At 60.0% G+C, this 22,865-nt stretch carries 18 protein-coding genes; 14 read left to right on the top strand and 4 right to left on the bottom strand.

Translation table 11 applies throughout. The annotated features are described in order from the left end of the window. Position 1: 1 nt before the first annotated feature. Complete coding sequence (locus tag OMR58_RS11340) at positions 2-631, bottom strand: YbhB/YbcL family Raf kinase inhibitor-like protein (protein WP_264545953.1); 630 nt, start codon at positions 629-631, stop codon at positions 2-4. Between the two features lie 892 nt (positions 632-1,523). On the opposite strand from OMR58_RS11340, the gene nac reads away from it, so the two are divergent. Both nac and cbl read left to right on the top strand, forming a co-directional pair. Continuing rightward, a complete protein-coding gene (gene nac, locus OMR58_RS11335) occupies positions 1,524-2,441 on the top strand; it encodes a nitrogen assimilation transcriptional regulator NAC (protein ID WP_105594829.1) in 918 nt (305 codons plus the stop codon). A 144-nt stretch (positions 2,442-2,585) separates the two neighbouring features. Beyond that, positions 2,586-3,545: an HTH-type transcriptional regulator Cbl gene (gene cbl / locus OMR58_RS11330; protein WP_200547918.1), complete on the top strand. Its 960-nt coding sequence runs from the start codon at positions 2,586-2,588 to the stop codon at positions 3,543-3,545. Positions 3,546-3,689: 144 nt separating this feature from the next. Here cbl and OMR58_RS11325 read toward each other — a convergent pair whose 3' ends face one another. From OMR58_RS11325 to OMR58_RS11315, 3 genes are all read right to left on the bottom strand, one after another. Then, entirely contained in the window at positions 3,690-5,420 is a 1,731-nt protein-coding gene (locus OMR58_RS11325; protein WP_264545952.1) for an ABC-F family ATP-binding cassette domain-containing protein, read from the bottom strand. A 311-nt stretch (positions 5,421-5,731) separates the two neighbouring features. Continuing rightward, positions 5,732-6,409: an SDR family oxidoreductase gene (locus tag OMR58_RS11320; RefSeq protein ID WP_200547920.1), complete on the bottom strand. Its 678-nt coding sequence runs from the start codon at positions 6,407-6,409 to the stop codon at positions 5,732-5,734. A 185-nt stretch (positions 6,410-6,594) separates the two neighbouring features. After that, positions 6,595-7,515 carry a LysR family transcriptional regulator gene (locus OMR58_RS11315; protein WP_264545951.1) on the bottom strand — a complete coding sequence of 307 codons (921 nt, stop codon included), beginning with the start codon at positions 7,513-7,515 and terminating at the stop codon, positions 6,595-6,597. 126 nt (positions 7,516-7,641) lie between these two features. On the opposite strand from OMR58_RS11315, the gene OMR58_RS11310 reads away from it, so the two are divergent. The 12 genes from OMR58_RS11310 to OMR58_RS11255 all read left to right on the top strand — a co-directional run bounded on the left by OMR58_RS11310 (position 7,642) and on the right by OMR58_RS11255 (position 22,863). Next, on the top strand, positions 7,642-8,997 hold the full coding sequence (locus tag OMR58_RS11310) for an MFS transporter (RefSeq protein WP_264545950.1): 1,356 nt from the start codon (positions 7,642-7,644) through the stop codon (positions 8,995-8,997). Between the two features lie 123 nt (positions 8,998-9,120). Further along, positions 9,121-10,578: an NAD-dependent succinate-semialdehyde dehydrogenase gene (locus OMR58_RS11305; RefSeq protein ID WP_200560773.1), complete on the top strand. Its 1,458-nt coding sequence runs from the start codon at positions 9,121-9,123 to the stop codon at positions 10,576-10,578. 389 nt (positions 10,579-10,967) lie between these two features. After that, on the top strand, positions 10,968-12,437 hold the full coding sequence (locus tag OMR58_RS11300) for an aldehyde dehydrogenase family protein (RefSeq protein WP_105594836.1): 1,470 nt from the start codon (positions 10,968-10,970) through the stop codon (positions 12,435-12,437). 39 nt (positions 12,438-12,476) lie between these two features. Beyond that, a complete protein-coding gene (locus tag OMR58_RS11295) occupies positions 12,477-13,145 on the top strand; it encodes a haloacid dehalogenase type II (protein ID WP_200560774.1) in 669 nt (222 codons plus the stop codon). Between the two features lie 18 nt (positions 13,146-13,163). Continuing rightward, the gene (locus OMR58_RS11290; protein WP_200560775.1) at positions 13,164-14,441 is read left to right on the top strand and encodes an NAD(P)/FAD-dependent oxidoreductase; all 1,278 of its coding nucleotides are present in this window, start codon (positions 13,164-13,166) and stop codon (positions 14,439-14,441) included. Positions 14,442-14,524: 83 nt separating this feature from the next. Continuing rightward, on the top strand, positions 14,525-16,129 hold the full coding sequence (locus OMR58_RS11285; protein WP_264545949.1) for an ABC transporter substrate-binding protein: 1,605 nt from the start codon (positions 14,525-14,527) through the stop codon (positions 16,127-16,129). Between the two features lie 14 nt (positions 16,130-16,143). After that, on the top strand, positions 16,144-17,097 hold the full coding sequence (locus OMR58_RS11280; RefSeq protein ID WP_105594840.1) for an ABC transporter permease: 954 nt from the start codon (positions 16,144-16,146) through the stop codon (positions 17,095-17,097). Next, the gene (locus tag OMR58_RS11275; RefSeq protein ID WP_105594841.1) at positions 17,097-17,948 is read left to right on the top strand and encodes an ABC transporter permease; all 852 of its coding nucleotides are present in this window, start codon (positions 17,097-17,099) and stop codon (positions 17,946-17,948) included. The genes OMR58_RS11280 and OMR58_RS11275 overlap by 1 nt, the downstream gene beginning before the upstream one ends. Further along, on the top strand, positions 17,945-19,609 hold the full coding sequence (locus tag OMR58_RS11270) for an ABC transporter ATP-binding protein (protein WP_264545948.1): 1,665 nt from the start codon (positions 17,945-17,947) through the stop codon (positions 19,607-19,609). The genes OMR58_RS11275 and OMR58_RS11270 overlap by 4 nt, the downstream gene beginning before the upstream one ends. Positions 19,610-19,747: 138 nt before the next feature. Next, positions 19,748-21,079: an NAD(P)/FAD-dependent oxidoreductase gene (locus tag OMR58_RS11265; RefSeq protein ID WP_200560778.1), complete on the top strand. Its 1,332-nt coding sequence runs from the start codon at positions 19,748-19,750 to the stop codon at positions 21,077-21,079. 9 nt (positions 21,080-21,088) lie between these two features. After that, on the top strand, positions 21,089-21,937 hold the full coding sequence (locus OMR58_RS11260) for a GNAT family N-acetyltransferase (RefSeq protein WP_264545947.1): 849 nt from the start codon (positions 21,089-21,091) through the stop codon (positions 21,935-21,937). Further along, the gene (locus OMR58_RS11255; protein ID WP_264545946.1) at positions 21,937-22,863 is read left to right on the top strand and encodes a 2-hydroxyacid dehydrogenase; all 927 of its coding nucleotides are present in this window, start codon (positions 21,937-21,939) and stop codon (positions 22,861-22,863) included. Before OMR58_RS11260 ends, OMR58_RS11255 begins: the two co-directional genes overlap by 1 nt. The last annotated feature ends 2 nt before the right edge of the window (positions 22,864-22,865 follow it).

The following is a 22,865-nucleotide window of genomic DNA, read 5'->3' as shown; positions in this document are numbered from 1 at the left end:
GTCAGCCTACAGTCGGGTTCAGGCTGTAAAGCCCGGTGATCTGCGCGCTGCCCAGCACATCGGCCACCGCGATTGCCGTCAGGACGTTAGCGCCGTTCAGCTCACCCGCAACGTTCAGGGTGCTGTTCGCCAGCGCGTAGACGGTGAAGACATAGTGATGCATCAGCTCATCGTTCCACGGCGGGCAGGGGCCGTCGTAGCCGAAATAGTGTCCGCTCATGTCCTTATCGCCGGAGAACCACGTGGTGTAATCATTCACGCCGTGGCGCAGGCCGTTCGGCGCTGCCGGACCGGGCTTGCCGCGTGGGGTTATCGCATCGGACTGGCTTCCGGCTGCAATTTCGCTGACGGATGCCGGGATATCCAGCAGCAGCCAGTGGTAGAAATCGACGCGCGGCAGCGATGCCTCTACCACTTTACCTTCCTGGTTGACGTTATCGCCAACGGACGGAACGTCCGGGTCGTGGCAGACAATCACCAGGGATTGGGTGCCTTCGGGGAGATCCTGCCACGCCAGGTGCGGGTTACGGTTAGCGGAGAGGCGAATGTGATTTTCGCTGTCCGCTACGGCAAAGGCGAATTCACCGGGAATGAGCTGGCCGTCGGTAAAGCTGTCGCTGTGAAGTTTCATGAGTGCTCTCTGTGCTAAGCGGTTGATTAAGATGTCGTTCGGATAGCGATCATCATATCGATAGCGAGGAGTGAGAAACTTCCCAATCCGCTCAATGTTATTTCTTATAGCGTCATTTTGATGGTTAGGGGAGTTTTTTTATGTGTTGCTGAGTTGAGGAGTTGAGGAGTTGAGGAGTTGAGGAGTTGAGGAGTTGCTGCATGTTTGGCTTCTGGCCTGTCGGTGCAGGGTGGGTTCGCGGACTCGGCGTGAACACGTCCGTGTGGCCTCGATTCGCGCATCCCTGCGCTCAACGGTCCGCGAACCCACCCCGCACCGATTGCCGGTAAACTCAGGGTGTCGCTGCCCTCAACAAGACGCAACCAACATCTATTTCTGAAGGCGACCGTTTCGCAGCAAAGCGACACGAAAGCCTGAGAGGGAGACCGTGACGGGGAAGATAAGCCGGGTGTCTGCCGCAGGGAGGCGGCAGCCAGGCCCCCAGGGATGGGTCTACGGCGTCCCGGCGTTTAGCCCCGTCACGCTCGCCCATAACCAAAGCTATCAGCAGCGCTGTCCCTCTGTAATGGTCTCCGTCCTCGATCCCTGAAGCTAAGCTTCTATTGCGAAACGTTCGCCTCCTCCACAATCCGCACCTCACCAACGCATCATTTGCACCATCACCGTGCGCCCAAACCTTGCAAATAATCCCGCTGAAACGCCAATCCGAGGCAATACCCCTTAGTGGGTAATCAGATTCTCTTATTTTACCGCCTGTTAGGCGGTCAGTAATAAGCCACTCGATTGTTTGTCAATTTCTGGCACGTCAATTGCAAAGATATATCAGTCAGAGTGAAAACTTATTACAAACGCCAGCTCAAACTGGCACTCGGGGATACGAGACGGAGGCAAAATGAACTTAAGACGACTGAAATATTTCGTGAAAATCGTCGATATCGGCAGCCTGACCCAGGCCGCTGAAGTCCTGCATATTGCACAGCCAGCGCTCAGCCAGCAGGTTGCCACGCTGGAAAATGAACTCGACCAGCAGCTGCTGATCCGCACCAAGCGCGGCGTTACGCCGACCGAAGCGGGTAAGATCCTGTATTCCCACGCTCGCACCATTTTGCGCCAGTGCGAACAGGCGCAGCTGGCGGTGGTCAACGCCGGCCAGGTCCTCACCGGGCAGGTCTCTATTGGGCTGGCACCGGGCACGGCCGCCTCTTCGCTGACCATGCCGCTGCTGCAAACGGTACGCGAACAGTTTCCCGAAGTGCTGGTCTATCTGCACGAAAACAGCGGTTCTTCACTAAACGAAAAAGTGATGAATGGACAGCTTGACATGGCGGTACTTTATGACCGTTCCCCAACTGCCGGTATTACCAGCATTCCGCTGCTGAAAGAAGAATTATATCTGGTTGGCACCACCGCCTGCCCAGGCCAGCACGTCGACCTTGCCGCCGTTGCCGAAATGAATTTGTTCCTGCCGCGCGACTATAGCGCCGTACGTAAACGCGTGGATGAAGCCTTCTCCCTGCGCCGCCTCAGTGCCCGAATTATCGGTGAAATTGAGTCCATCGCTACGCTGACCGCCGCCGTTTCCAGCGGGATGGGCGTTACCGTTCTGCCTGAGTCCGCCGCGCGTGCACTGGTCACCTCGACTAACGCCTGGATGGCGCGGATCAGCAGCCCGACGCTGAATCTGCCTCTGTCGCTGAATGTTTCTTCCCGCCAGCCGCTGTCACCGTCAGCGCAGGCGGTAAAGAATATTTTACTGTCGCTGCTCAACAGACCGGTCGTTGAAGATCGCGAACTGATGCTGGTTGGTTAATCCCTCTGTGCCGGGCGCGCAGCCGCGCGCCTCACTTCTGCCTTATCGCTAAAAAGCATATAAAACCTCTTTTTATTATTTGTTGCTATCAATTTGCATCCTTAACATGAAGGAAACCAGCAAATAACAGAGGGAGGAAAGCGCGTGAATTTTCAGCAACTTAAAATCATTAAGGAAGCGGCACGCTGCGAGTTTAATCTCACCGAAGTGGCTAACGCGCTGTTCACCTCTCAGTCAGGAGTCAGCCGCCATATTCGCGATTTGGAAGATGAACTGGGGGTAGAGATTTTTATCCGCCGGGGAAAACGCCTGCTGGGGATGACCGAACCCGGCAAAGCGCTGTTGACCATCGCCGAGCGCATTCTCGATGAGGCAGGCAAAGTCCGCCGTCTGGCGGACGTGTTTACCAACGAATCCAGCGGCGTTCTGACTATCGCCACTACCCATACTCAGGCACGCTACAGCCTGCCGAAAGTGATTAAGGCGTTTCGCGCACTCTATCCGCACGTGCGGCTGGAGCTGAATCAGGGATCGCCACAGGAGATTGCTTCCATGCTGGTCGCCGGCGAGGCCGATATCGGCATCGCCAGTGAGCAGGTGGTGAATAATCCGGCGCTGGCGGCGTTCCCGTGGTTCAGCTGGCACCATGCGCTGCTGGTGCCAAAAGGCCACGAGCTGATCCAGCAGCAGCCGTTAACGCTGGCGACCCTCAGCCGCTATCCGCTGATCACTTATCGGCAGGGGATCACCGGACGCTCGCGGGTGGATCGCGCATTCCATGCCGCCAGCCTGAAGCCGGATATCGTCCTTAGCGCCCAGGACTCCGACGTAGTGAAAACCTACGTTGAGCTTGGGCTGGGTGTGGGCATCCTGGCCGACCAGGCCTGCCAGCTGGATGAAAACTCGGATCTGGTTCGCCTTGAGGCGCGCCATCTGTTCGAGTCCAACACCGTCTGGCTGGGCCTGAAGCGCGGGCAGCTGCAGCGTAACTACGTCTGGCAGTTCCTGGAGCTGTGCAACGCGAATCTCTCACTGGAAGAGATCAAGCGCCAGGCGCTGGCACTGAGCAACGAAGAAGAACCGGCTATCGACTTCCAGATCTGACCGCCGCCGTTTCGGCGGTACGGACTGCCCAAAGAGCATCGCGCAGCCACTTGTGTGCGCGATCGCCCTCCAGGCGTCGATGCCAGAACGGACGAGCGCCCTCCATCCGCGAATACCAGAGCAGGGCGACCGCCAGCTCAACCGCTAATCCAGCCCCAGAAGAGCATTCAGTTCAGCGATTTGCCGTTGCCACTGCTGCTGTAATTCCGGTTTCTGATGTCTGGGCCTGCGCGCCCGATCTTCTGCCAGTTTACTTTCCAGCTCCAGAAGCGCTGTCAGCCAGTGTTCCTCTTCGTTCGTGGCAATGACGGCCGCGGCCACCGGTGTTTTTTCTGGCGTTGCGGAATCCGGCACCGGCGTATCGGCCAGCAGGGCGTAAACCGGCGCCAGACTGTGCCACTCCGCCAGCCGCTGCTGATGAATAAGCCAGTATCGGTTGCAGCTCTGCTCAATCAGCATCCGGTCGTGAGAAACCAGCAGTACCGCACCGCTAAAAGTTTTTAGCGTTTCCGCCAGCTCTTCTTTCCCTTCCATATCCAGATGGTTGGTCGGCTCATCCAGCAGCAGCAGCGAGTAGTTCGCCAGCGTCAGCCCGATAAACAGCAGCCTTGAACGCTCGCCGCCGCTCAGCGTGCTGACTTTTTGCTGATGGCGAAGATACGGAAAACCGGCACCGATCAGCGCCATTTTCCGCTGCTCTTCGGTCAGCGGCGCAAAGTTTGCCAGCGCATCCGACAGCGTGTCCTCATCCTGAAGCTGTTGCAGGCTCTGGTCGTAATACCCCGTACGCACTTTGGGATGGAAAATCACCCCATCACTCTCGGCTTCCATTCGGCAATATGCCTGCCACAGACGTTGTAGCAGCGAGGATTTTCCGCAGCCGTTACGGCCGACCAGCGCAATTCGGTCACCGCTTTTCACCCGGAGCTCACCGACTTCGAACAGCACCGGCGCGCCCGGCGCTGGCCGCACCTTAAAGCCAGAAAATGCCAGCACGCGATCCGCCGGTAAGGCTTCACCGCGAAGCCGCAGCTGCCACTGACTGCCTGCGGTGACATCGGTTTGCTCTTCCTTCATCCGGTCGACCTGCTTTTCCATTTGTTTGGCTTTACGCGCCAGGCCTTCGTTGTCGTAAACGCTGCCCCAGATGGCCAGCCGTTTGGCGCTTCTGGTTACTCGGTCAATCTCCTTCTGCTCGGATTGGCGGCGCAGTGCGTCTGCCGCATCTTTCTCCGCCAGCGCCCGGCGCGCCTGGGAGCAGGGGAGACGGATAAATTGCAGCCGGTTGTCGCGCAGAATCCAGGTACAGTTGGTGACGCTGTCCAGCAGGCTGCGATCGTGGGAAACCAGAACAAAACTGCCGTTCCAGTTTTGCAGAAACTGCTCAAGCCACAGCAGGGTGGGCAGGTCCAGGTGGTTGCTCGGCTCATCCAGCAGCAGTAAATCCGGCTGACGGATCAGCGCACGTGCCAGCATCAGCCGCGTATGCTGCCCGCCGCTGAGCGTTCCGGCGGTCAGCGCCCAGCTATGTTCCTCAAAGCCCAGCGTCGCCAGCAGCACTTCGGCCTGCCAGCGTTCCGGCTGATGCAGGCTGCCGGGCAAATGGTTCTGTACCGCATCGATCAGCGTCGCATCGTGCAATGCCGCAGGAAGATGCTGTTCTACCGTTGCCATAATGCAGTGGTTTGCCAGTGTGATCGTACCGGACAGGGCCGCCAGTTCTCCGTTAAGGATTTTCAGCAGGGTGCTTTTTCCGCAGCCGTTATGGCCGATCAGCCCGATGCGGTCGCCTTTCTTCAGGCCGAACGAAATCTCGGTCAGCAAAGGTCCGAAAGCGTTATCGAAGGATAAGGATTGTGCAGATAATAATGTCATGGTGCTTACTCAAGTTTTACAGGCAAAGAGATGCCTCTCGTCAATAAAGCCGACGATAACCGGTAAGCCGGAGGGAAGTTCTCAGATTGTCAGTCAGCTTCGCTCAAGCTGGTTATCGCAGCACGATACCGGTAACGCTTGAGCGGTGACGATCGCTAAGGACGAGTGAAATTAAAAAAACTTCACGGGTCAGCATGGCAATCCTCCTTATGTAGTCTGTAGGTGAATGAGTGGGCTGATTATATTGGGGATTTCCGAATTGTGCTACTGTCGAAAATCCCCGCAGGAGGCTGTGTGGCGGCAGTACACATTTACCAGCGCAGTTTACGGCCGGAATATTCCACAAAATGGTGGCCGCCTTTGCCACGGTAGGCGTCAAACTGGTCGACAATCCCGGTGGCGCTTTCTTCTACGGTCAGCGTGGCATTTTCGCCGCCCATATCGGTTTTCACCCAACCCGGATGAATGGACAACAGCGTCAGCTCCTGCTGCTCCGTCGCTTCCTGCAACCCGCGAGTCAGCATATTCAGCGCGGCTTTACTTGCGGAATAGAGCGGATAGGTTGCGATCTCATTCTCGTTGAGGCTGGAAAGTTCAGAGGTCATCAGCGCCAGCACGCCGGTGCGGTGATTCAGCAGCGGGATAAATTCAGCCGCGGTGCGAACGGGGGAAATGGCATTGGTTAACAGCAGCTGAATAATCTCTTCATCACTCGCCTGATGAATGTCCTGATGGTCGGGGCCAAACACGCCTGCATTGATAAATATCAGATCAAAATGGTGGGCGGAAAGCGTGTTTTTGACCGCTTCCCGGGCTGCGGATTGATTGATGTCCAGTGTGACCCATTCCACCGCTGCGGGGCTCTTTTCCGGAACCGCCCCTCGTGTTGTTGCCGTTACCTGCCAGCCACGCTTTACCAGTACGTCCACCACACCCAAACCGATGCCGCGTGAAGCGCCGACGATCAATGCTTTTTTAGAATCAGTCATATTCATCCTTTTATTTAATGCATTAACGTTAAGTTATCGCGTTGATTGCGTTCGAACGTGCGTTTCAGTATGGGTCAGCCTGCCGCAGGCAACAATGGACAGGTGTGCGATCTGCCCTGTTGGCTAGGTTTATTGTGAAGATGCTGCCATCGATCGCGCATTCCATGCCGCCAGCCTGAAGCAGGCTATCGAGGTCCGGAACCGATCGTAACGTCTTCGGCATGACACACTTCCCGCAGGCAGTCGCGCAGCCAGGCGTGTGCGCGATCGCCATCCATTCGCGGATGCCAGATCATCGATATTTTCATGGTCAGCGGCGGGAGGGGAAGGGGCAGGATGACGGTGCCGTGGCGCAGGTTCTGCGTGTAGCGCAACGGCACGGTGGCAATCAAATCCGATCCCCGCGCCAGCGCAATCGCGGCGGAAAAACCGTCAACAATCGCGATAATATCCCGTTCAAGGCCCAGCGCTGCCAGCGCCTCATCCGCTCTGCCTTTCAGCTCACCGCTGCGCCCGGTCAAAATATGTTCCCCTGCGGCATAGCGCGCCACGGTCAGCGGAACGTCCGCCAGCGGATGGCCTTCCCGCACCACCGCAATCAGCCGATCCTCAAACAGCAGACGGGTACGCAGTTCCGGCCCGGCTTCGGCGTCTACTACGCCAGTGACCAGATCGACGCTGCCGTCGCGCAGCGTCTGACTGCTGCGGGTCAGCTTGGGCACAAAGCGCAGCCGCACCCCGGGTGCTTCCCGGCGTACGCGGGCAACCAGCGCCGGGCCAAAGTTTTCCACAAAGCCATCACGGGTTTGCAGGGTGAAAATGCGATCCAACGTCGCCAGATCCAGCGCCGCCGCGGGGCGCAGCGCCGCTTCCGCCTCATCGACCAGGCGGGCAATATGCTGGTTTAGCTCCAGCGCGCGCGGCGTTGGCACCAGCCCGCGTCCGGCGCGCACCAGCAGCGGATCGCCGGTCACCTGCCGCAGACGTGCCAGCGAGCGGCTCATGGCGGAGGGGCTGAGCTGCAATCGGCGTGCGGCGGCCGCCACGCTGCCTTCGCTGAGCAGCGCATTGAGGGTAAAGAGGAGGTTCAGATCGGGTTTGCTCATACGCTGATGTTAGCACAGCGCAACAATGAGATGGCGTTACATGCACGAATAACCTGCAATTCGTGCATCTTCCGCCTTATCAGCAACGGGTTTAGGCTGCGGGTAAATCAATATGGAGAGGCATCCATGAGCCAGACCTGTTATCAATCTTCACCTTATTCATCCGCCGCGCTCTGCGCGCTGGCGCTGACCACCATGCTCTCCTCTATGAGCAGCAGCATCGCCAACATCGGCCTGCCCGCGCTTGCGGCGTTCTTTCACGCCTCGTTTTCCCAGGTCCAGTGGGTGGTACTGACATACCTGCTGGCGGTGACCGGTTCGGTGCTGGCAATGGGCTGGCTGAGCGATCGCTTTGGCCGCCAGCGACTGCTGGCCGCAGGTGTGCTGCTGTTCACTTTAGCTTCGCTGGCCTGCGGGCTGGCCGGTCACCTCGGCTGGCTGATTGCCGCGCGGCTGATCCAGGGGCTGGGGGGCGCAATCATGCTGGTGAACAGCCTCGCGCTGGTGGTGCAGGTGGTTCCGGCCGATCGCAGCGGGCGGGCAATGGGCGTGATGGGATCGCTGTCGGCGCTCGGCACCGCGATGGGACCGGCGTTTGGCGGCGTGCTGGTGGCGGCGTTTGGCTGGCGGGCGCTGTTTTTGATTAATCTGCTGCCCGGCCTGCTGCTGTGGTTGCTGATCCGGCACAGTCTGCTGTCGCCGAAGGGTTCCGCTTCTGACAAGGCAGGTGAAACCGCAGCAGTAACCACCGCGAAAGCCGGAAGTCCGGCATCGGTAATGCCAGCAGACACGGCAGCCATAGATCGTTCAGGCGCAACGGCTGATGCAGGCGTCATGCCACCTTCACCGTCAACGGCGGGGAGTAAGCTGAATCCGCTGCTGCGCCAGCGGGCGCTGATTGCCGGGCTGCTGCTCAGCCTGGTGGTGGCGGCGGTGATGATGACCACGATGGTGGTTGGGCCGTTTTATCTTGCCGCTGGCCTGTATCTCAGCCCGCGTCAGAGCGGTATGCTGATGGCGCTGGGGCCGCTGGTTGCCGTAGCCACGGGTCTGCCCGCCGGGCAGCTGGTGGATCGCATTGGTTCGCCCCGAGCCACCGCGTGTAGCCTGCTGGCGGTGGCGGCCGGATGCGGGCTGCTGACCGAACTGCCGCAGGCGATGGGCCGCAGCGGCTATGCCATCGGACTGATGCTGCTGACGGCAGGTTATGCGTTATTTCAGGCCGCCAACAATACCGCATTGCTGAAAGGGGCCGATCCGGCGCGGCGCGGGCGAGTTTCCGGCATGCTGAATCTGAGCCGCAATCTGGGATTTATCGCCGGTGCAGGGCTGATGGCGACAGTTTATGCCACGGTGGGGCGGGATCTTCCCGCGGTGGATGCGGCTTCGCGCGGGCTGAGCGTCACTTTTGGTCTGGCCGCCGGGATGGTATTGCTGGCGCTGATTGTCGCCCGGCCATGGCGAAATTCGCCCACGGCATAAAATTTCGTTTCGCCATCGAAAACCCTTTTCCGGGCGTATCCCTGCGCCGCATAGCGCAGCATATATTGCTCGCTCTCCGCTACATTGGATAACAGAGGATCGATAACCTATTCAGGAGTTGCCATGTTTGCATCACGTTTACGGGACGCCACCCTGCTGCGCCAGCAGGCCTTTTATGCCGGAGCCTGGCAGGGCGCGATTAATGGTGAAACGCTGCCGGTGATTAACCCGTCCAGCGGTGAAGTGCTCTGTACCATCCCTGCACTGGGTGCCGAAGAGACTCAGCGGGCGATTGACTATGCGGAAGCGGCACGCAAAAGCTGGGGCAAAACCACCAATGCCTCCCGCGCGCTGCTGCTGGAGAAATGGCATCAGCTGATCCTCGATAACGCTGACGATCTGGCGGTGATCATGACCGCTGAACAGGGCAAGCCGCTGGCGGAAGCCAAAGGCGAAGTGCTGTACGGTGCCGGTTTCGTCAAGTGGTTTGCCGAAGAGGCGCGCCGCATCTATGGCGATACCATTCCCGCGCCGAGCGAAGATCGCCGTATTCTGGTGCTGAAGCAGCCGGTAGGCGTCGCGGCGGCCATCACGCCGTGGAACTTCCCCATTGCGATGATCACCCGTAAAGTCGCACCGGCACTGGCGGCGGGCTGCCCGATTATCGTCAAACCTTCCGAACTGACGCCGCTGTCGGCGCTGGCGCTGGTTGAGCTGGCCCAGCGGGCCGGTATTCCGGCAGGTGTGCTGCAGGTGGTGACCGGCCTGCCGAAAGAGATCGGCGAAACGCTGACTGGCAGCCGCACGGTGCGGAAAATCTCCTTTACCGGGTCCACCCGCGTGGGCCAGCTGCTGATGCAGCAGAGCGCTGACAGCATCAAGCGCCTGAGCCTGGAGCTGGGCGGCAACGCGCCGCTCATCGTCTTTGACGATGCCGACCTCGATATCGCCATCAGCGGCATTATGATCAGCAAGTTCCGCAACGCCGGTCAGACCTGCGTTTGCGCCAACCGCATCCTGGTGCAGCGCGGCATTTATCCAAAGGTGGTGGAGCGTCTGCTGGCCGAGGTGGCGAAGCTGAAGGTCGGTGACGGCTTCGCCGACGGCAGCACCATCGGCCCACTGATCAATGCGGCGGCGGTAGCAAAAGTGAATGCCCATATCTCCGATGCCGAACAGCTCGGCGCGACGGTACTGACCGGCGGCGTCAGCAGCGGCGATGGCACCTTTGTTGCGCCAACGGTTCTGGGTGACGTCACCACGCAAATGCGTATTGCCCATGAGGAAACTTTCGGCCCGGTTGCACCGCTGTTTATTTTTGATACGGAGGAGGAAGCGATTAATATGGCGAACGATACGCCATTTGGTCTGGGTGCTTACTTCTTCACCGAAAATATACGCCGGGCGTGGCGAGTGGGCGAAGCGCTGGAATTCGGAATGGTCGGATTTAATACAGGTTCCGTCTCGCTTGAGGTTGCGCCGTTTGGCGGCATTAAACTCTCGGGAATAGGCCGCGAAGGCTCCCGTTACGGTATTGAAGAATATCTGGAATCCAAGGCGTTCCATTTCGGCAGCTTGTAAATACTTTTTTTTAAATTCTTCGACGAAGCCCGCACCCCAAAATGGTGCGGGCTTTTTTATTTGTGATGGCTATCACTTAATCAAAATCAATATTGTCTCTGCTCTTCTCTGGTGCAGTTTTAGTACCAGAATCACCATCATGGTGCGTTCATTTTGTGATGAAAATCATCTATTTAAATAGTCGGTTTAACTGTAAAAAATACCCCGCTATTACGGCACAAAATTTTTTTGACGTCTGTTTTACGCATTTTTATTTTTTAGCTGACTGGCATACTTTCTGCATTACTTAATACAAAGGCGAATAACCAAAGCCGAAAACATTGTTAGTCAGCCAGCCAGATAAGGTGCCGATAAATAATCTTCCGGCCCGATCTGAATAAGGATTCAACATGCTAAGTTTTGACCCGGAAAAAATAGCATTACCCGCAGGGCACTACATTAACGGCCAGCATCAGGCCGGAGAAGGCAGTGCGCTGCTGGTGAATCGTCCTTCCGACGGCCTGCCTGCCGGGCAGCTGTATGAAGCCGACGCGCAGAAGGTGGATGAAGCAGTCAGCATTGCGGATCGCTCGGTGCGCGAAAGCGGCTGGGCCAGCTGCCCGCCGCGCCAGCGCGGTGCGGTACTGCGGCGCTGGGCCGACCTGATCGCCAGCGACACCCAGCTGGCGCAGCTGGAATCGCTGGGATCGACCCGCCCGATCAGCGACGTGATTAACCATGAAATCCCGTTTACCGCCGAAGCCATTCGCTTCTATGCCGAATGTGCCGATAAGTACAGCGGCGATGTGCTGCCAACCCGCGATGCCAGCCTTGGCATGCTGGTGCCGGAACCTTACGGCGTGATCGGGGCGATTACCCCGTGGAACTTCCCGCTGTCAATGGCGTCCTGGAAATGCGGCCCGGCGCTGGCAGCAGGAAATGCCGTGGTGCTGAAACCGTCCGAGCTGACGCCGTTCTCTACCGTGCGTATGGCCGAGCTGGCCGTGCAGGCGGGCCTGCCTGCGGGCGTACTGAATATCGTGCAGGGCGGCGGTGCTGTTACCGGTAGCGCGCTGGTCGCCCACCCGCTGGTGCGCAAAGTCTCCTTTACCGGTTCTACCGCCACCGGGGCGCGCATTATGAGCGACGCCGCGTTTAACGGCATGAAGCCGGTGACCCTTGAGCTGGGCGGCAAAAGCCCGCAGCTGGTGTTTGACGACGCGGGCGATATTGATGAAGTCGCCGGACGTATTCTGCGCGGCTTTACCGCCAACGGCGGCCAGGCCTGTGTGGCCGGTACACGGCTTATCGTCCAGCGCGGTATCGCCGATGCGCTGGTCAGCAAACTGATCGAACTGTGCCAGTGCTTCCGTCCCGGTGTGACCTGGGATGAGAACAGCCGCTACGCGCCGATGATTGATGCCCGCCAGGCAGCGAAAGTGGCCTCGGTGGTCAGCAGCGCGCGCCAGCAGGGTGCCGAAGTGCTGGTTGGTGGTGAACGCTTTGCCGACACCGGCGAAGGCTACTTCTGGCAGCCCACGCTGCTCAGCGCCGTCAGCAACGATAACCCGGCGGTGCAGGAAGAGATCTTCGGGCCGGTACTGACCGTGCAGATCTTCGACGACGAAGCCGAAGGCCTGGCGCTGGCATCACATCCGACCTACGGCCTGTGCGCCGGAGTACATACCAAAAATATTGACCGCGCCCTGCGCGCGATGCGCGGAATCGCCGCCGGTACGGTGTGGATCAACCGCTACGGTCGCTCCGGCGACTTCATTATTCCAACCGGTGGCTTCCACGGCTCCGGCATTGGCAAGGATTTAGGTCGCCAGGCGTTTGAAGCCTGCCAGCGCTATAAAAGCGTGCTGATCGACTTCTGAAACCCTTAACTCAACACCGAACTCTGAAGAGGTAGCGTAATGGCTGTGTTCAAACCGAAATTTATCACCTTCGACTGCTACGGCACGCTGATCAACTTCGATATGGCCGGTGCAGCCGCCGCCATCTTCGCCGATCGCATCAGCCCGGAGCAGATGAGGGCGTTCACCGACGACTTCTCCGTTTACCGTATGGATGAAGTGCTGGGTGCCTTCAAGCTCTATCCGCTGGTGGTAGCAAACGCGCTGTTCCGCACCGCAAACAAGTGGGGCGTGGAATGCACCCAGGCCGACTGCGACGCGGTTATGACGGCCTGCGCCACCTGGGGTCCGCATCCTGATGTCCCGGCTGGTTTGGCGAAAGTGGCGAAGGAATTCCCGCTGGTGCTGCTGACCAACTCCACCGATGAACTGATCAAAAACCACATCCCGCGCCTGGGTGCACCAATTCACATGACCATCACGGCGGAAGAAGTAGGTGCCTACAAGCCGCAGATGAAAGGCTTTGAGTACATGCTCAACAAGCTGAACTGCGGACCGGAAGAGATCCTGCACGTCTCCAGCAGCCTGCGCTACGACCTGATGACCGCTTACGATCTGGGCATTAAAAACAAAGTGTTCGTTAACCGCGGGCACGGACCGGCCAACCCGGCCTATGAATACACCGAAATCAGCGATATTGGCGGTCTTCCGGGCGTTGTAGGGCTGTAAGGCACAGAGGAACAGGCGATGAAACTGGAATCATTCTGGCAGGCAACCGCACCCGAGTTTACCGGTGCGACCGTTGGCGACTTACCGGCCACGGCGGATGTGGTGGTGATTGGCGGAGGCTTTACCGGCATCTCTGCCGCGCTGAATCTGGCGCGCAGCGGCGTTAACGTGGTGGTGCTGGAAGCGGGGCAGGTGATGAGCCAGGCCTCGGGCCGCAACGGCGGCCACTGCAATACCGGCGTGGCGCAGAACTTTTCTGCGCTGGTGGCAAGCCAGGGCGTTGAGCAGGCGACCCGCTACTATCGCGCCTTTGCTGACGCCGTGGACTACGTGCAGAGCGTGGTGGTGGATGAGCAGATCGACTGCGATTTTCGCCGCTGCGGCAAGCTGAAGCTGGCCAGCAAAGCATCGCATCTGCCGTCGCTGGTCGCAGCCTGCGAGATGATGAAGCGCCATGTTGACCAGGATGTGGAAATTCTCAGCCGCGACGATGTGCGGCGTGAAATAGATTCACCCGATTTTCACGGTGGCCTACTGCAGCAGCACGGCGGCCAGATGCATATGGGTAAATTTGGCGTCGGGCTGGCGGAAGCCGCCGCGCGCGCCGGGGCAGCCATCTATCCGCACACTGCGGTGACCGGACTGACCCGTCTTAACGGTTATCGCCACCGTGTCAGTACCGTGAAGGGCGACATTGTGGCGGAAAAAGTGCTGATGGCGACCGGTTGCTCCAACATCGGTCCGTTTGAGTGGTTCCAGCGCCGCATTATTCCGGTGGGCAGTTTCGTCGTGGTGACTGCCCCACTGGAAGAACGCGTGCTGAACCGCCTGCTGCCGGGCGATCGCACCTATGTGACCTCGCTGAATCTGGGCAACTACATGCGTACCACCGCCGACCGTCGTCTGGTATTTGGCGGCCGTGCACGCTTCGCCATTAGCAGCCCGACCTCCGATGCCCGCAGCGGTGATGTACTGAAGGCCGGTATGCAGAAGATGTTTCCTTCCCTCGGTCATGTACCGATCGACTACTGCTGGGGCGGGCTGGTGGATATGACCGCCGACCGCCTGCCGCACGCGGGGGAACACGAAGGGGTGTTCTACTCGCTGGGCTACAGCGGTCACGGTACGCAGATGTCAGTGTGGATGGGGCGGGTGATGGCCGACCTGGTAGCAGAAAAGGCCAACAACAATCCGTGGCAGCGCAGCAGCTGGCCCGCGGTTCCCGGCTACTTTGGGAAACCGTGGTTCCTGCCGGTAGCGGGCCTGTATTACAAGGCTAAGGATCGGCTCTCCTGATAACTGCCCGCTTCGGGCCGCGCAGTGGCGCCGCCCGATTCAGACAGGTTATCGCAGATTAACAACGCTTTAGGGGTGTACTGATGAGTAAATTTCGCAAAGAATTTAGCCATGCTAACCCGTCCTTAACCCAGGCCATTACGGATGTGTCTCTCTCTCGCCGCAGCATGATGAAACTGCTGTCGGCGGGCGCGGTGATGAGCACCGGCCTGATTGGCTTCCCGGAGTTCAGCTATGCGGCCGAAACCCCGGTACTGGGCGGCAAGCTGCGTGCAGCGGTAGCCAACGCCTCGGCCAGCGACACGCTTGATCCGGCCAAAGGCAGCAACAGCGGCGACTACTGCCGCCTGTTTATGTTCTACAGCGGCCTGACCGAACTGGATAAAGACCTGAAGGCGCAGCCTGCGCTGGCGGAAAGCATTGAAAGCAGCGACGGCCTGACCTGGCAGGTAAAACTGCGCCAGGGCGTGACCTTCCACAACGGCAAGGCGCTGACCGCAGAAGACGTGATTTACTCCCTGAGCCGTCATAAAGATCCGGCGGTGGCGTCAACGGCCATCACTCTGGCCGGACAGATGAAAGAATTCAAAGCGGTCAGCCCGTCTGAGGTGCAGATCGTGCTGGAGCAGGCCAACTTCGACCTGCCGTCGATTCTGGCGACCAGCTCCTTCCTGATCGTACCGGACGGCACCAAAGACTTTACTAAAGCCATCGGCACCGGTCCGTTCACCCTGAAAGAGTTCCAGCCGGGTGTGCGCACCGTCGGCAGCAAAAACAAAAATTACTACAAGCCGGGCCTGCCGCGCCTGGACGAAGTGGAGCTGATGGGCGTGACCGATCCGGCCGCGCGCGTGAATGCCCTGATGTCCGGCGATCTGCAAATGGTATCGACCCTGTCGGCCAACGACGTGAAGCGCCTGAAGCAGAACGGCAAGTTCAACGTGCTGGAAAGTAAATCCGGCATGTACAGCGACCTGATCATCCGCACCGATACCACGCCAGGTAATAACGCCGACTTCGTGCTGGCGATGAAGTATCTACAGCCGCGCGAAATGATCGTCAAAACCGTGCTGCAGGGCTTCGGCGATGTCGGTAACGATACTCCGGTTCCACCGTGGCATCCGATGTACAACAAAGAGCTGCCGCAGCGTCCGCTGGATATCGACAAAGCGAAGTTCCACCTGAAAAAAGCCAACATGGTCGGCGCGAAAGTGGAAATCATCACCACGCCGAACATCGAAGGGGCCGTTGAAGGTGGCCAGCTGATCCAGCAGATTGCCCGTTCGGCCGGTCTGAACGTCTCCGTACGTCGCGTGCCGTATGACGGCTACTGGTCATCACACTGGATGAAAGATCCAGTGGGTTACGGCTCGGTCAACCCGCGCCCGACGCTGGATATGCTTTTCTCCCAGTTCTACCTTTCCACCGCGCCGTGGAACGAGTCCGGCTGGAAAAACGAGCAGTTCGACCAGCTGGTGGCCGCCGCCCGTGGCGAAAGCGACCAGGGCAAACGCAAGCAGATGTATGGCGACATGCAGAAGCTGGTGTATGACAACTGCGGCACGCTGATCCCGGCCTTCATCAGTTCGATGGACGGCTGTAGTAACAAAGTTAAAGGGGTTGAGGCCTGGCCGTCAGGAATGATGATGGGCTATCGCTTCCACGAGTTTGCCTGGCTCGCTTCCTGATAAGGAGAACGGCGATGAATCGGTACATTTTCAAACTGATATTCCGGCGCGTAGGGTCGGGTTTACTTACGCTGCTGATCGTCTCAATGCTGGTGTTCTTTATCACCAGCATGCTGCCGGGCGATGCAGCACAAATGATCCTTGGCCAGTCAGCTACCCCGGAAACGGTGGCGGCGCTGCGCCAACAGCTGGGTCTGGATCAGCCGCTGATTGCGCGTTACTTCGGCTGGCTGGCCGGAATGCTTCAGGGCGATTTTGGTACCTCGTTCGCCAGTAATCTGCCGGTCAGCCAGCTGGTGTCGCAGCGTATTCCGGCGACCTTCCAGCTGGCGGCCACCACCACCGTGGTATCGGTGCCGCTGGCACTGATCATCGGCATCGCAGCCGCCATGAAGCGCGGTTCGATGCTGGACCGCGCGTTAGTGGTCGGCACCATGTCGGTGGTGGCGGTGCCGGAGTTTCTGGTGGCGACCGTTGCCGTGCTGATTTTTGCGGTGAAGTTACAGTGGGTCCCGGCGATGTCGCTGGGGTCCACCCACCAGGATTTCCTTGGCTTCCTGCGCACCTTCGCGCTGCCGGTGGTGACGCTGTGCTGCGTGGTGGTGGCACAGATGGCGCGTATGACTCGCGCCGCCATCGTCAACCAGATGGACAGTCCTTACCTGGAAATGACCCTGCTGAAAGGCGTTTCGCCGCTGCGCGCCATGCTGCGCCACGCGCTGCCTAATGCCGTAGGGCCGATTGCCAACGCCATCTCGCTGAGTCTGTCCTACCTGTTCGGCGGGGTAATCATTATCGAAAGCATCTTCAGCTATCCTGGCGTCGCCAGCCAGCTGGTGGATGCGGTAAGCAACCGCGATCTGCCCGTGGTCCAGCTGTGCGTGATGTTCTTCGCCTGCTGCTACCTGGTGCTGCTGCTGGCCGCGGATGTGCTGACCATTGCGTTTAATCCTAAGTGGAGGGGCTGATGAACACACTCACGCTGCCGTGGCGCTTCTTTCAATCTCTCAACATCAGCGGCCGCATCGGCCTGCTGATCGCCCTGTTCTGGATCGTTATGGCGATATTCGGTGGCTCGCTGGCCCCGCATAACGTCGAGGATATCGGTGCCGGTCCGCTGTTTGGCGATATCAGCCGGGAGTTCTGGTTTGGCACCGACTATCTGGGCCGCGATATCTTCAGCCGCGTGCTGGTTGGCGCACGCTACTCGATTGGCCTGGCGCTAACGGCCGCCGTTCTCGCCAGCCTGGTGGGTACGCTGCTCGCGCTGCTGGCCGCGGTCGCCGGTCGCTGGCTGGAAGAGGTGCTGGGCCGTATCAATGATGCGATGCTGGTACTGCCGGGGAAAATTCTGGCGCTGATGATTGTCGCGGTGTTCGGTTCATCGCTGCCGATGCTGATCCTGACGGCGGTGATCACCTACTGGCCGGGTGCCTACCGTATTGCCTACGCCATGGCGTCCAGCCTGCGTTCAATGGACTACGTGCAGGCATCAAGACTGCGCGGCGAGAGCCGTCTTTACGTGGCGATCCACGATATTTTACCGAATATGCTGCACCCGATGCTGACCGATTTCGGCCTGCGTTTTGTCTACATCGTGCTGATGCTCAGCGGCCTGAGCTTCCTCGGCCTGGGCGTGCAGCCACCGTATGCCGACTGGGGCACGCTGGTGCGTGAAAATCTTCAGGGGCTGTTTGACGGCTCCCCGGCGGTGCTGATGCCGGCGGTGGCGATCGCCAGCCTGACCATCGGTGCCAATCTGTTTATCGACAGCCTGCAGGCAATGCGCCCGCTGACGCTGGCTAAGGGGACCGCATGAATATTACGCCACACAGCGCCACGCCGATGGTGTCCGTCGAAAACCTGCGGGTGACGGCCAACAGCGACGACGGCCGGGAAATCACCCTGGTTTCCGATATTCGTTTTACCGTACAGAAAGGGGAAGTGCTGGCGCTGATCGGCGAGTCCGGCTCGGGCAAAACCACCATCGCGCTGGCGCTGATGGGCTATGCCCGCCACGGCTGCCAGATTGCCGGAGGCACCGTACACGTGGCCGGCACCGACGTCACCTCGCTCACGCCATCCCAGCTTTGCCAGTTTCGCGGCAACAAGGTCGCCTATATCGCCCAGAGCGCGGCGGCCTCGTTTAACCCGGCGATGAAAATTATGGACCAGGTGGTGGAGCCGGTAGTCATCCACGGGGTGATGAAGCGCGCCGATGCCGAGAAAAAAGCGGTGGAGCTGTTCCGCGAGCTGGCGCTGCCGAACCCGGAAACCATCGGCGAGCGCTATCCGCACCAGGTTTCTGGCGGCCAGCTGCAGCGCCTGATGACCGCTATGGCGCTGATTAGCGATCCGGACGTGGTGATCCTTGATGAACCGACTACCGCGCTGGATGTGACCACCCAGGTGGAAGTGCTGAAAACCTTCCGCCGCGTGGTGCGCCAGCGCGGCACCACCGCCATCTACGTCAGCCACGATCTGGCGGTGGTGGCGCAGATGGCCGATAAAATTCTGGTCTTGCTGAAGGGCAATATCGCCGAGTACGGCACCACCGAGCAGCTGCTGCGTGCGCCGCAGGCCGAGTACAGCCATCAGCTGCTGGAAGCGGCCCGGCAGAAACCGCGCCAGAGCCCGTGGCTGTCGGCCAGCGAAGCCGAGCAGCCGCTGTTGCAGGTGCGGGATCTGTCGGCGGGCTATGGGCCGCTGGACGCCGAAGGCCAGCCGAAAGTGAAAATTTTGCAGGATATCAACTTCAGCCTGTACCGCGGCCAGGCCATCGGTATTATCGGTGAGTCCGGATCGGGGAAAACCACCCTGGCCCATGCGATTGCCGGGATGAACAAGCCCTGCGGCGGCCACATTCTGTTTAACGGTCACTATATCGAAGGCGATATGCACAAGCGGCCGGAAAACGAGCTGCGCCGCATTCAGTATGTATTCCAGATGGCCGATACCGCGCTGAACCCGGCGCACAGTATTGAAACCATCCTCAAGCGCCCGCTGAAGCTGTTCCACGGCCTGCGCGGCCCTGCGCTGGAGCGCAGAATGCTGGAGCTGCTGGACCTGGTTCGCCTGCCGTGCAGCGTACTGTGGCGTCGTCCGTGGTCGCTCTCCGGCGGTCAGAAGCAGCGTGTTAACCTGGCGCGCGCGCTGGCGGCCGAACCGGACCTGATCCTCTGCGACGAGGTGACATCCGCGCTGGATACCGTGGTTGCGGCGGCGGTGCTGGATCTGATCACCGAGCTGCGCCGTGAGCTGGGCCTGTCGGTGCTGTTTATCAGCCATGATTTGCACGCCGTTCGTTCAGTGTGTGACGAGATTATCGTGGTGAAAAATGGCCGCATGGTGACGCAGGTCGCGCGTGAAGATTACGACAAGCCATCCACCGAGCTGTACTACGAGCGGCTGAAGCGTGCAGTGCCGGAACTGCGCCAGGGCTGGCTGGATGAGCACGAAGAGAGCGATATCGCGCTCTGAATGATGACCGACAGCGCGGTGGTCTGAACAGGCAATACCTATATCAGGCCATCGCCGCTAACGTGACTGATTGATTGCGGGGAGAGTCCATCGTTGAGTACGCCCCGTTAAACCACTTTTTCAGAGGTAACAGAGAACATGCCCGCACCGATACGATACGTACAGGACAGTCCTTACTTCCCGCCGGAAGTGGATGTGGTGGTGATCGGCGCCGGTATTGCCGGAGCGGCCGCCGCCTACGAGCTGGCCAAAAAAGGCGTCAGCGTGGTGCTGATTGAAAAGGGCCTGGTCGGCGGCGAACAGTCGAGCCGCAACTGGGGCTGGTGCCGTCAGCAGAACCGCGACGAGCGCGAGCTGCCGCTGATCATTTATGCCCTACAGCGCTGGGATGAGCTGGCGGGTGAAACCGGTGAAGAGCTGGGCTTCCGCCGCAGCGGGCTGGTTTACGCCTCCCGTAATCAGGACGATATCAACGCCTGGGAAAAGTGGAACCAGATGGCGAAAACCTACGGCTTCAGCAGTGAAATTCTCACTGCCGCCCGCGCCAAAGAGATGACGCCGGGCAGCACCACTGCCTGGCTGGGTGGCGTGCATTCGCCGACCGACGGCCACGCCGAACCGTCACTGGCGGCACCCGGCCTGGCAATTGCCGCGCAGAAGCTCGGCGCGAAAGTGTTTCAGCAGTGCGCGGTGCGCGGGCTGGATATCTCCGGCGGGCGCGTTAGCGGCGTGTGGACCGAGCGTGGGCTGATTAAAACCAGCCGGGTGATCTGCGCGGGCGGGGCCTGGACCTCAATGTTCTGCCGCCGCCACGGTATCGATCTGCCGCTCGGCAACGTGATCGGCACCGCGTTCCGCACTAAACCGATTGAGCAGGCGATTGCGCTGCCGCTGTATACCCCGGGCTTCGCCTGCCGTCCGCAGATGGACGGCAGCTACACCATGTCGGTATCCGGCCGTGGTCGTCTGGAGCCGGGTGCGCAGGGGCTGCGCTATGCCCGCCAGTTCTATCCGACCTTCAAGGCGCGGCGTAAAAACCTGACGCTTAATCTGGGCCTCAGCCCGTTCTTCAACGGCCCGGAAGCGTTCGGCCGCTGGCAGATGGACGGCACATCGCCGTTTGAAAAAATCCGCATTCTCGACCCGCGCCCGGATATGGCGATGGTGCAGGAAGGCATCGACGCCATGCGTAAAGAGTACCCGGCGATGGGCAAAATCCAGCTGGAACAGGCGTGGGGCGGCATGATTGACAGCACGCCGGACGCGGTGCCGGTCATTTCCCACGTCGGCAAACTGCCGGGGCTGATTATCTCGGCGGGCTACAGCGCGCACGGCTTCGGTATCGGGCCGGGGGCAGGCCGCCTGGCTGCCGATCTTGCCAACGGCGATACACCGATTGTGGATGCGACCCCGTATCGCTATGAGCGACTGGTTGACGGTTCCGGCCTTAACGCGCCGGGCATGATGTAAGGAACGACGATGACAATTGAATTCGTAGCGATGAATGAAACTCATCTGGATGCCGCCTTTGCGCTGACCCAGAGACTCAAGTGGCCGCACCGCCGCGCCGACTGGCAGCAGGCGCTGCTGCTGGGGGAAGGGATCGTGGCGCAGGAAAACGGCGAAGTGATTGGCACTATCCTCTGCTGGCACTGGGGGCGTGACTATTCCACCCTCGGGCTGGTGATCGTCGACGATGCCCAGCAGGGCCGCGGCATTGGCCGCCAGCTGATGCAGATGGGAATGGATAAACTGGCGGGCAGCAACATTCGCCTGCACGCCACCGAGGCGGGTAAGCCGTTGTATGAAAAACTCGGTTTTGTTGCCACCGGGCACATTGAGCAGCATCAGTGCCGCGAGCTGCCGACGGTTAGCGCCCCGGCCTGCGCGCCCGGCCAGCGGCTGCGTGCTGCGGCAGCTCAGGATGCCGCACTGCTGACCGCGCTGGACCGCCAGACGCTGGGCCAGCATCGTCCGCTGCTGATTGCCAACCTGCTGGACAGCGCCGAGCGTTTCCTGGTACTGGAAGAGAACGGTGCGCCTGCCGGTTTCGCCTGCCTGCGCCGCTTTGGTCACGGCTATGCGATTGGCCCGGTGGTGGCCCGCAGCGCACAGAGCGCCAGGGCGCTGATCGGTGAACTGCTTAGCGGCGTCAGCGGCCAGTTTGTGCGCATCGATACCGATCGTGCAACGGGCCTGGGGCCATGGCTGAACGAGCTGGGGCTGGTGGAAGTGGACGCCCCGGTCACGATGTATAAAGGGGACGTCTGGCAGCCGGAAAGCGGCGGCATGCAGGCGTTCGCGCTGATGACGCAGGCGATGGCGTAATGAATATTGTCTATAAATCGGAGCCCGAACGCGGCCGTAAGTGGGCCTCTCTGCTGGCGGATCTGGCGCCCGGTGCCAGCTTCCGCCAGTGGCCGGAGGTAGGTAACGCCGAAGAGGTGGAGTACCTGGTGGCCTGGCAGCCGCCGGAAAACATCATGCAGCAGTTTCCTAATCTGAAGGTGCTGTTCTCGGTTGGTGCCGGAGCGGATCAGTTTGACTACGCCAGCCTGCCGCCGTCGCTGCCGGTGGTGCGGATGATCGAGCCGGGACTGACGCAGGGGATGGTGGAGTACGTGACTTTTGCCGTGCTCGGCCTGCACCGCGATATGCCGCGCTACCTGCAACAGCAGAGCAAGGAAATCTGGCAGGCGCACAGTATGCGATCCGCGGCCGACTGCCGCATCGGCGTGATGGGGCTGGGCAACCTCGGCGAGGCGGTGCTGAAACCGCTGGTGGCGATGGGCTTTGACTGCGGCGGCTGGAACCGCAGCCCGCGCGATCTGCCCGGCGTGCGCTGCTGGACCGGTGAAGCGCAGCTGAGTGAATTCCTGGCACGAACCGATATTCTTATCTGCCTGCTGCCGCTGACAGCCAGTACCGAAGGCATTCTGAACGCCGACCTGTTCCGCCAGCTGCCGCGCGGCGCTTCGCTGGTTCAGGTGGGGCGGGGACCGCAGCTCGATCACGACGCGCTGCTGGCTGTGCTGGATGAACAGCATCTGGCGGCGGCGGTCATCGACGTCACCGTTCCCGAGCCGCTGCCCGCCGGGCATCGCTTCTGGCAGCATCCGCAGATCTGGCTGACGCCGCATATCGCCAGCCAGACCCAGCCGGAAAGCGCTGTGGTTGCGCTGCTGGAGAACATTCGCCGCTTTGAACGCGGAGAAACCATGGTCGGCCTGGTCGACCGGGAAAAAGGATACTGATA

Origin of the sequence: Erwinia sp. INIA01, assembly GCF_025947915.1 — a bacterium.
Taxonomy (GTDB): domain Bacteria; phylum Pseudomonadota; class Gammaproteobacteria; order Enterobacterales; family Enterobacteriaceae; genus Erwinia; species Erwinia coffeiphila.
This window is presented reverse-complemented; position numbering and strand designations above follow the sequence as displayed.

Coding starts and splice junctions, on each gene's coding strand:
- OMR58_RS11305 (WP_200560773.1), top strand. CDS start 9,121: ATGTTTGCATCACGTTTACGGGACGCCACCCTGCTGCGCCAGCAGGCC.
- OMR58_RS11310 (WP_264545950.1), top strand. CDS start 7,642: ATGAGCCAGACCTGTTATCAATCTTCACCTTATTCATCCGCCGCGCTC.
- OMR58_RS11255 (WP_264545946.1), top strand. CDS start 21,937: ATGAATATTGTCTATAAATCGGAGCCCGAACGCGGCCGTAAGTGGGCC.
- OMR58_RS11320 (WP_200547920.1), bottom strand. CDS start 6,409: ATGACTGATTCTAAAAAAGCATTGATCGTCGGCGCTTCACGCGGCATC.
- OMR58_RS11275 (WP_105594841.1), top strand. CDS start 17,097: ATGAACACACTCACGCTGCCGTGGCGCTTCTTTCAATCTCTCAACATC.
- OMR58_RS11325 (WP_264545952.1), bottom strand. CDS start 5,420: ATGACATTATTATCTGCACAATCCTTATCCTTCGATAACGCTTTCGGA.
- OMR58_RS11340 (WP_264545953.1), bottom strand. CDS start 631: ATGAAACTTCACAGCGACAGCTTTACCGACGGCCAGCTCATTCCCGGT.
- OMR58_RS11285 (WP_264545949.1), top strand. CDS start 14,525: ATGAGTAAATTTCGCAAAGAATTTAGCCATGCTAACCCGTCCTTAACC.
- OMR58_RS11300 (WP_105594836.1), top strand. CDS start 10,968: ATGCTAAGTTTTGACCCGGAAAAAATAGCATTACCCGCAGGGCACTAC.
- OMR58_RS11295 (WP_200560774.1), top strand. CDS start 12,477: ATGGCTGTGTTCAAACCGAAATTTATCACCTTCGACTGCTACGGCACG.
- OMR58_RS11290 (WP_200560775.1), top strand. CDS start 13,164: ATGAAACTGGAATCATTCTGGCAGGCAACCGCACCCGAGTTTACCGGT.
- OMR58_RS11280 (WP_105594840.1), top strand. CDS start 16,144: ATGAATCGGTACATTTTCAAACTGATATTCCGGCGCGTAGGGTCGGGT.
- nac (WP_105594829.1), top strand. CDS start 1,524: ATGAACTTAAGACGACTGAAATATTTCGTGAAAATCGTCGATATCGGC.
- OMR58_RS11315 (WP_264545951.1), bottom strand. CDS start 7,515: ATGAGCAAACCCGATCTGAACCTCCTCTTTACCCTCAATGCGCTGCTC.
- OMR58_RS11265 (WP_200560778.1), top strand. CDS start 19,748: ATGCCCGCACCGATACGATACGTACAGGACAGTCCTTACTTCCCGCCG.
- OMR58_RS11260 (WP_264545947.1), top strand. CDS start 21,089: ATGACAATTGAATTCGTAGCGATGAATGAAACTCATCTGGATGCCGCC.
- OMR58_RS11270 (WP_264545948.1), top strand. CDS start 17,945: ATGAATATTACGCCACACAGCGCCACGCCGATGGTGTCCGTCGAAAAC.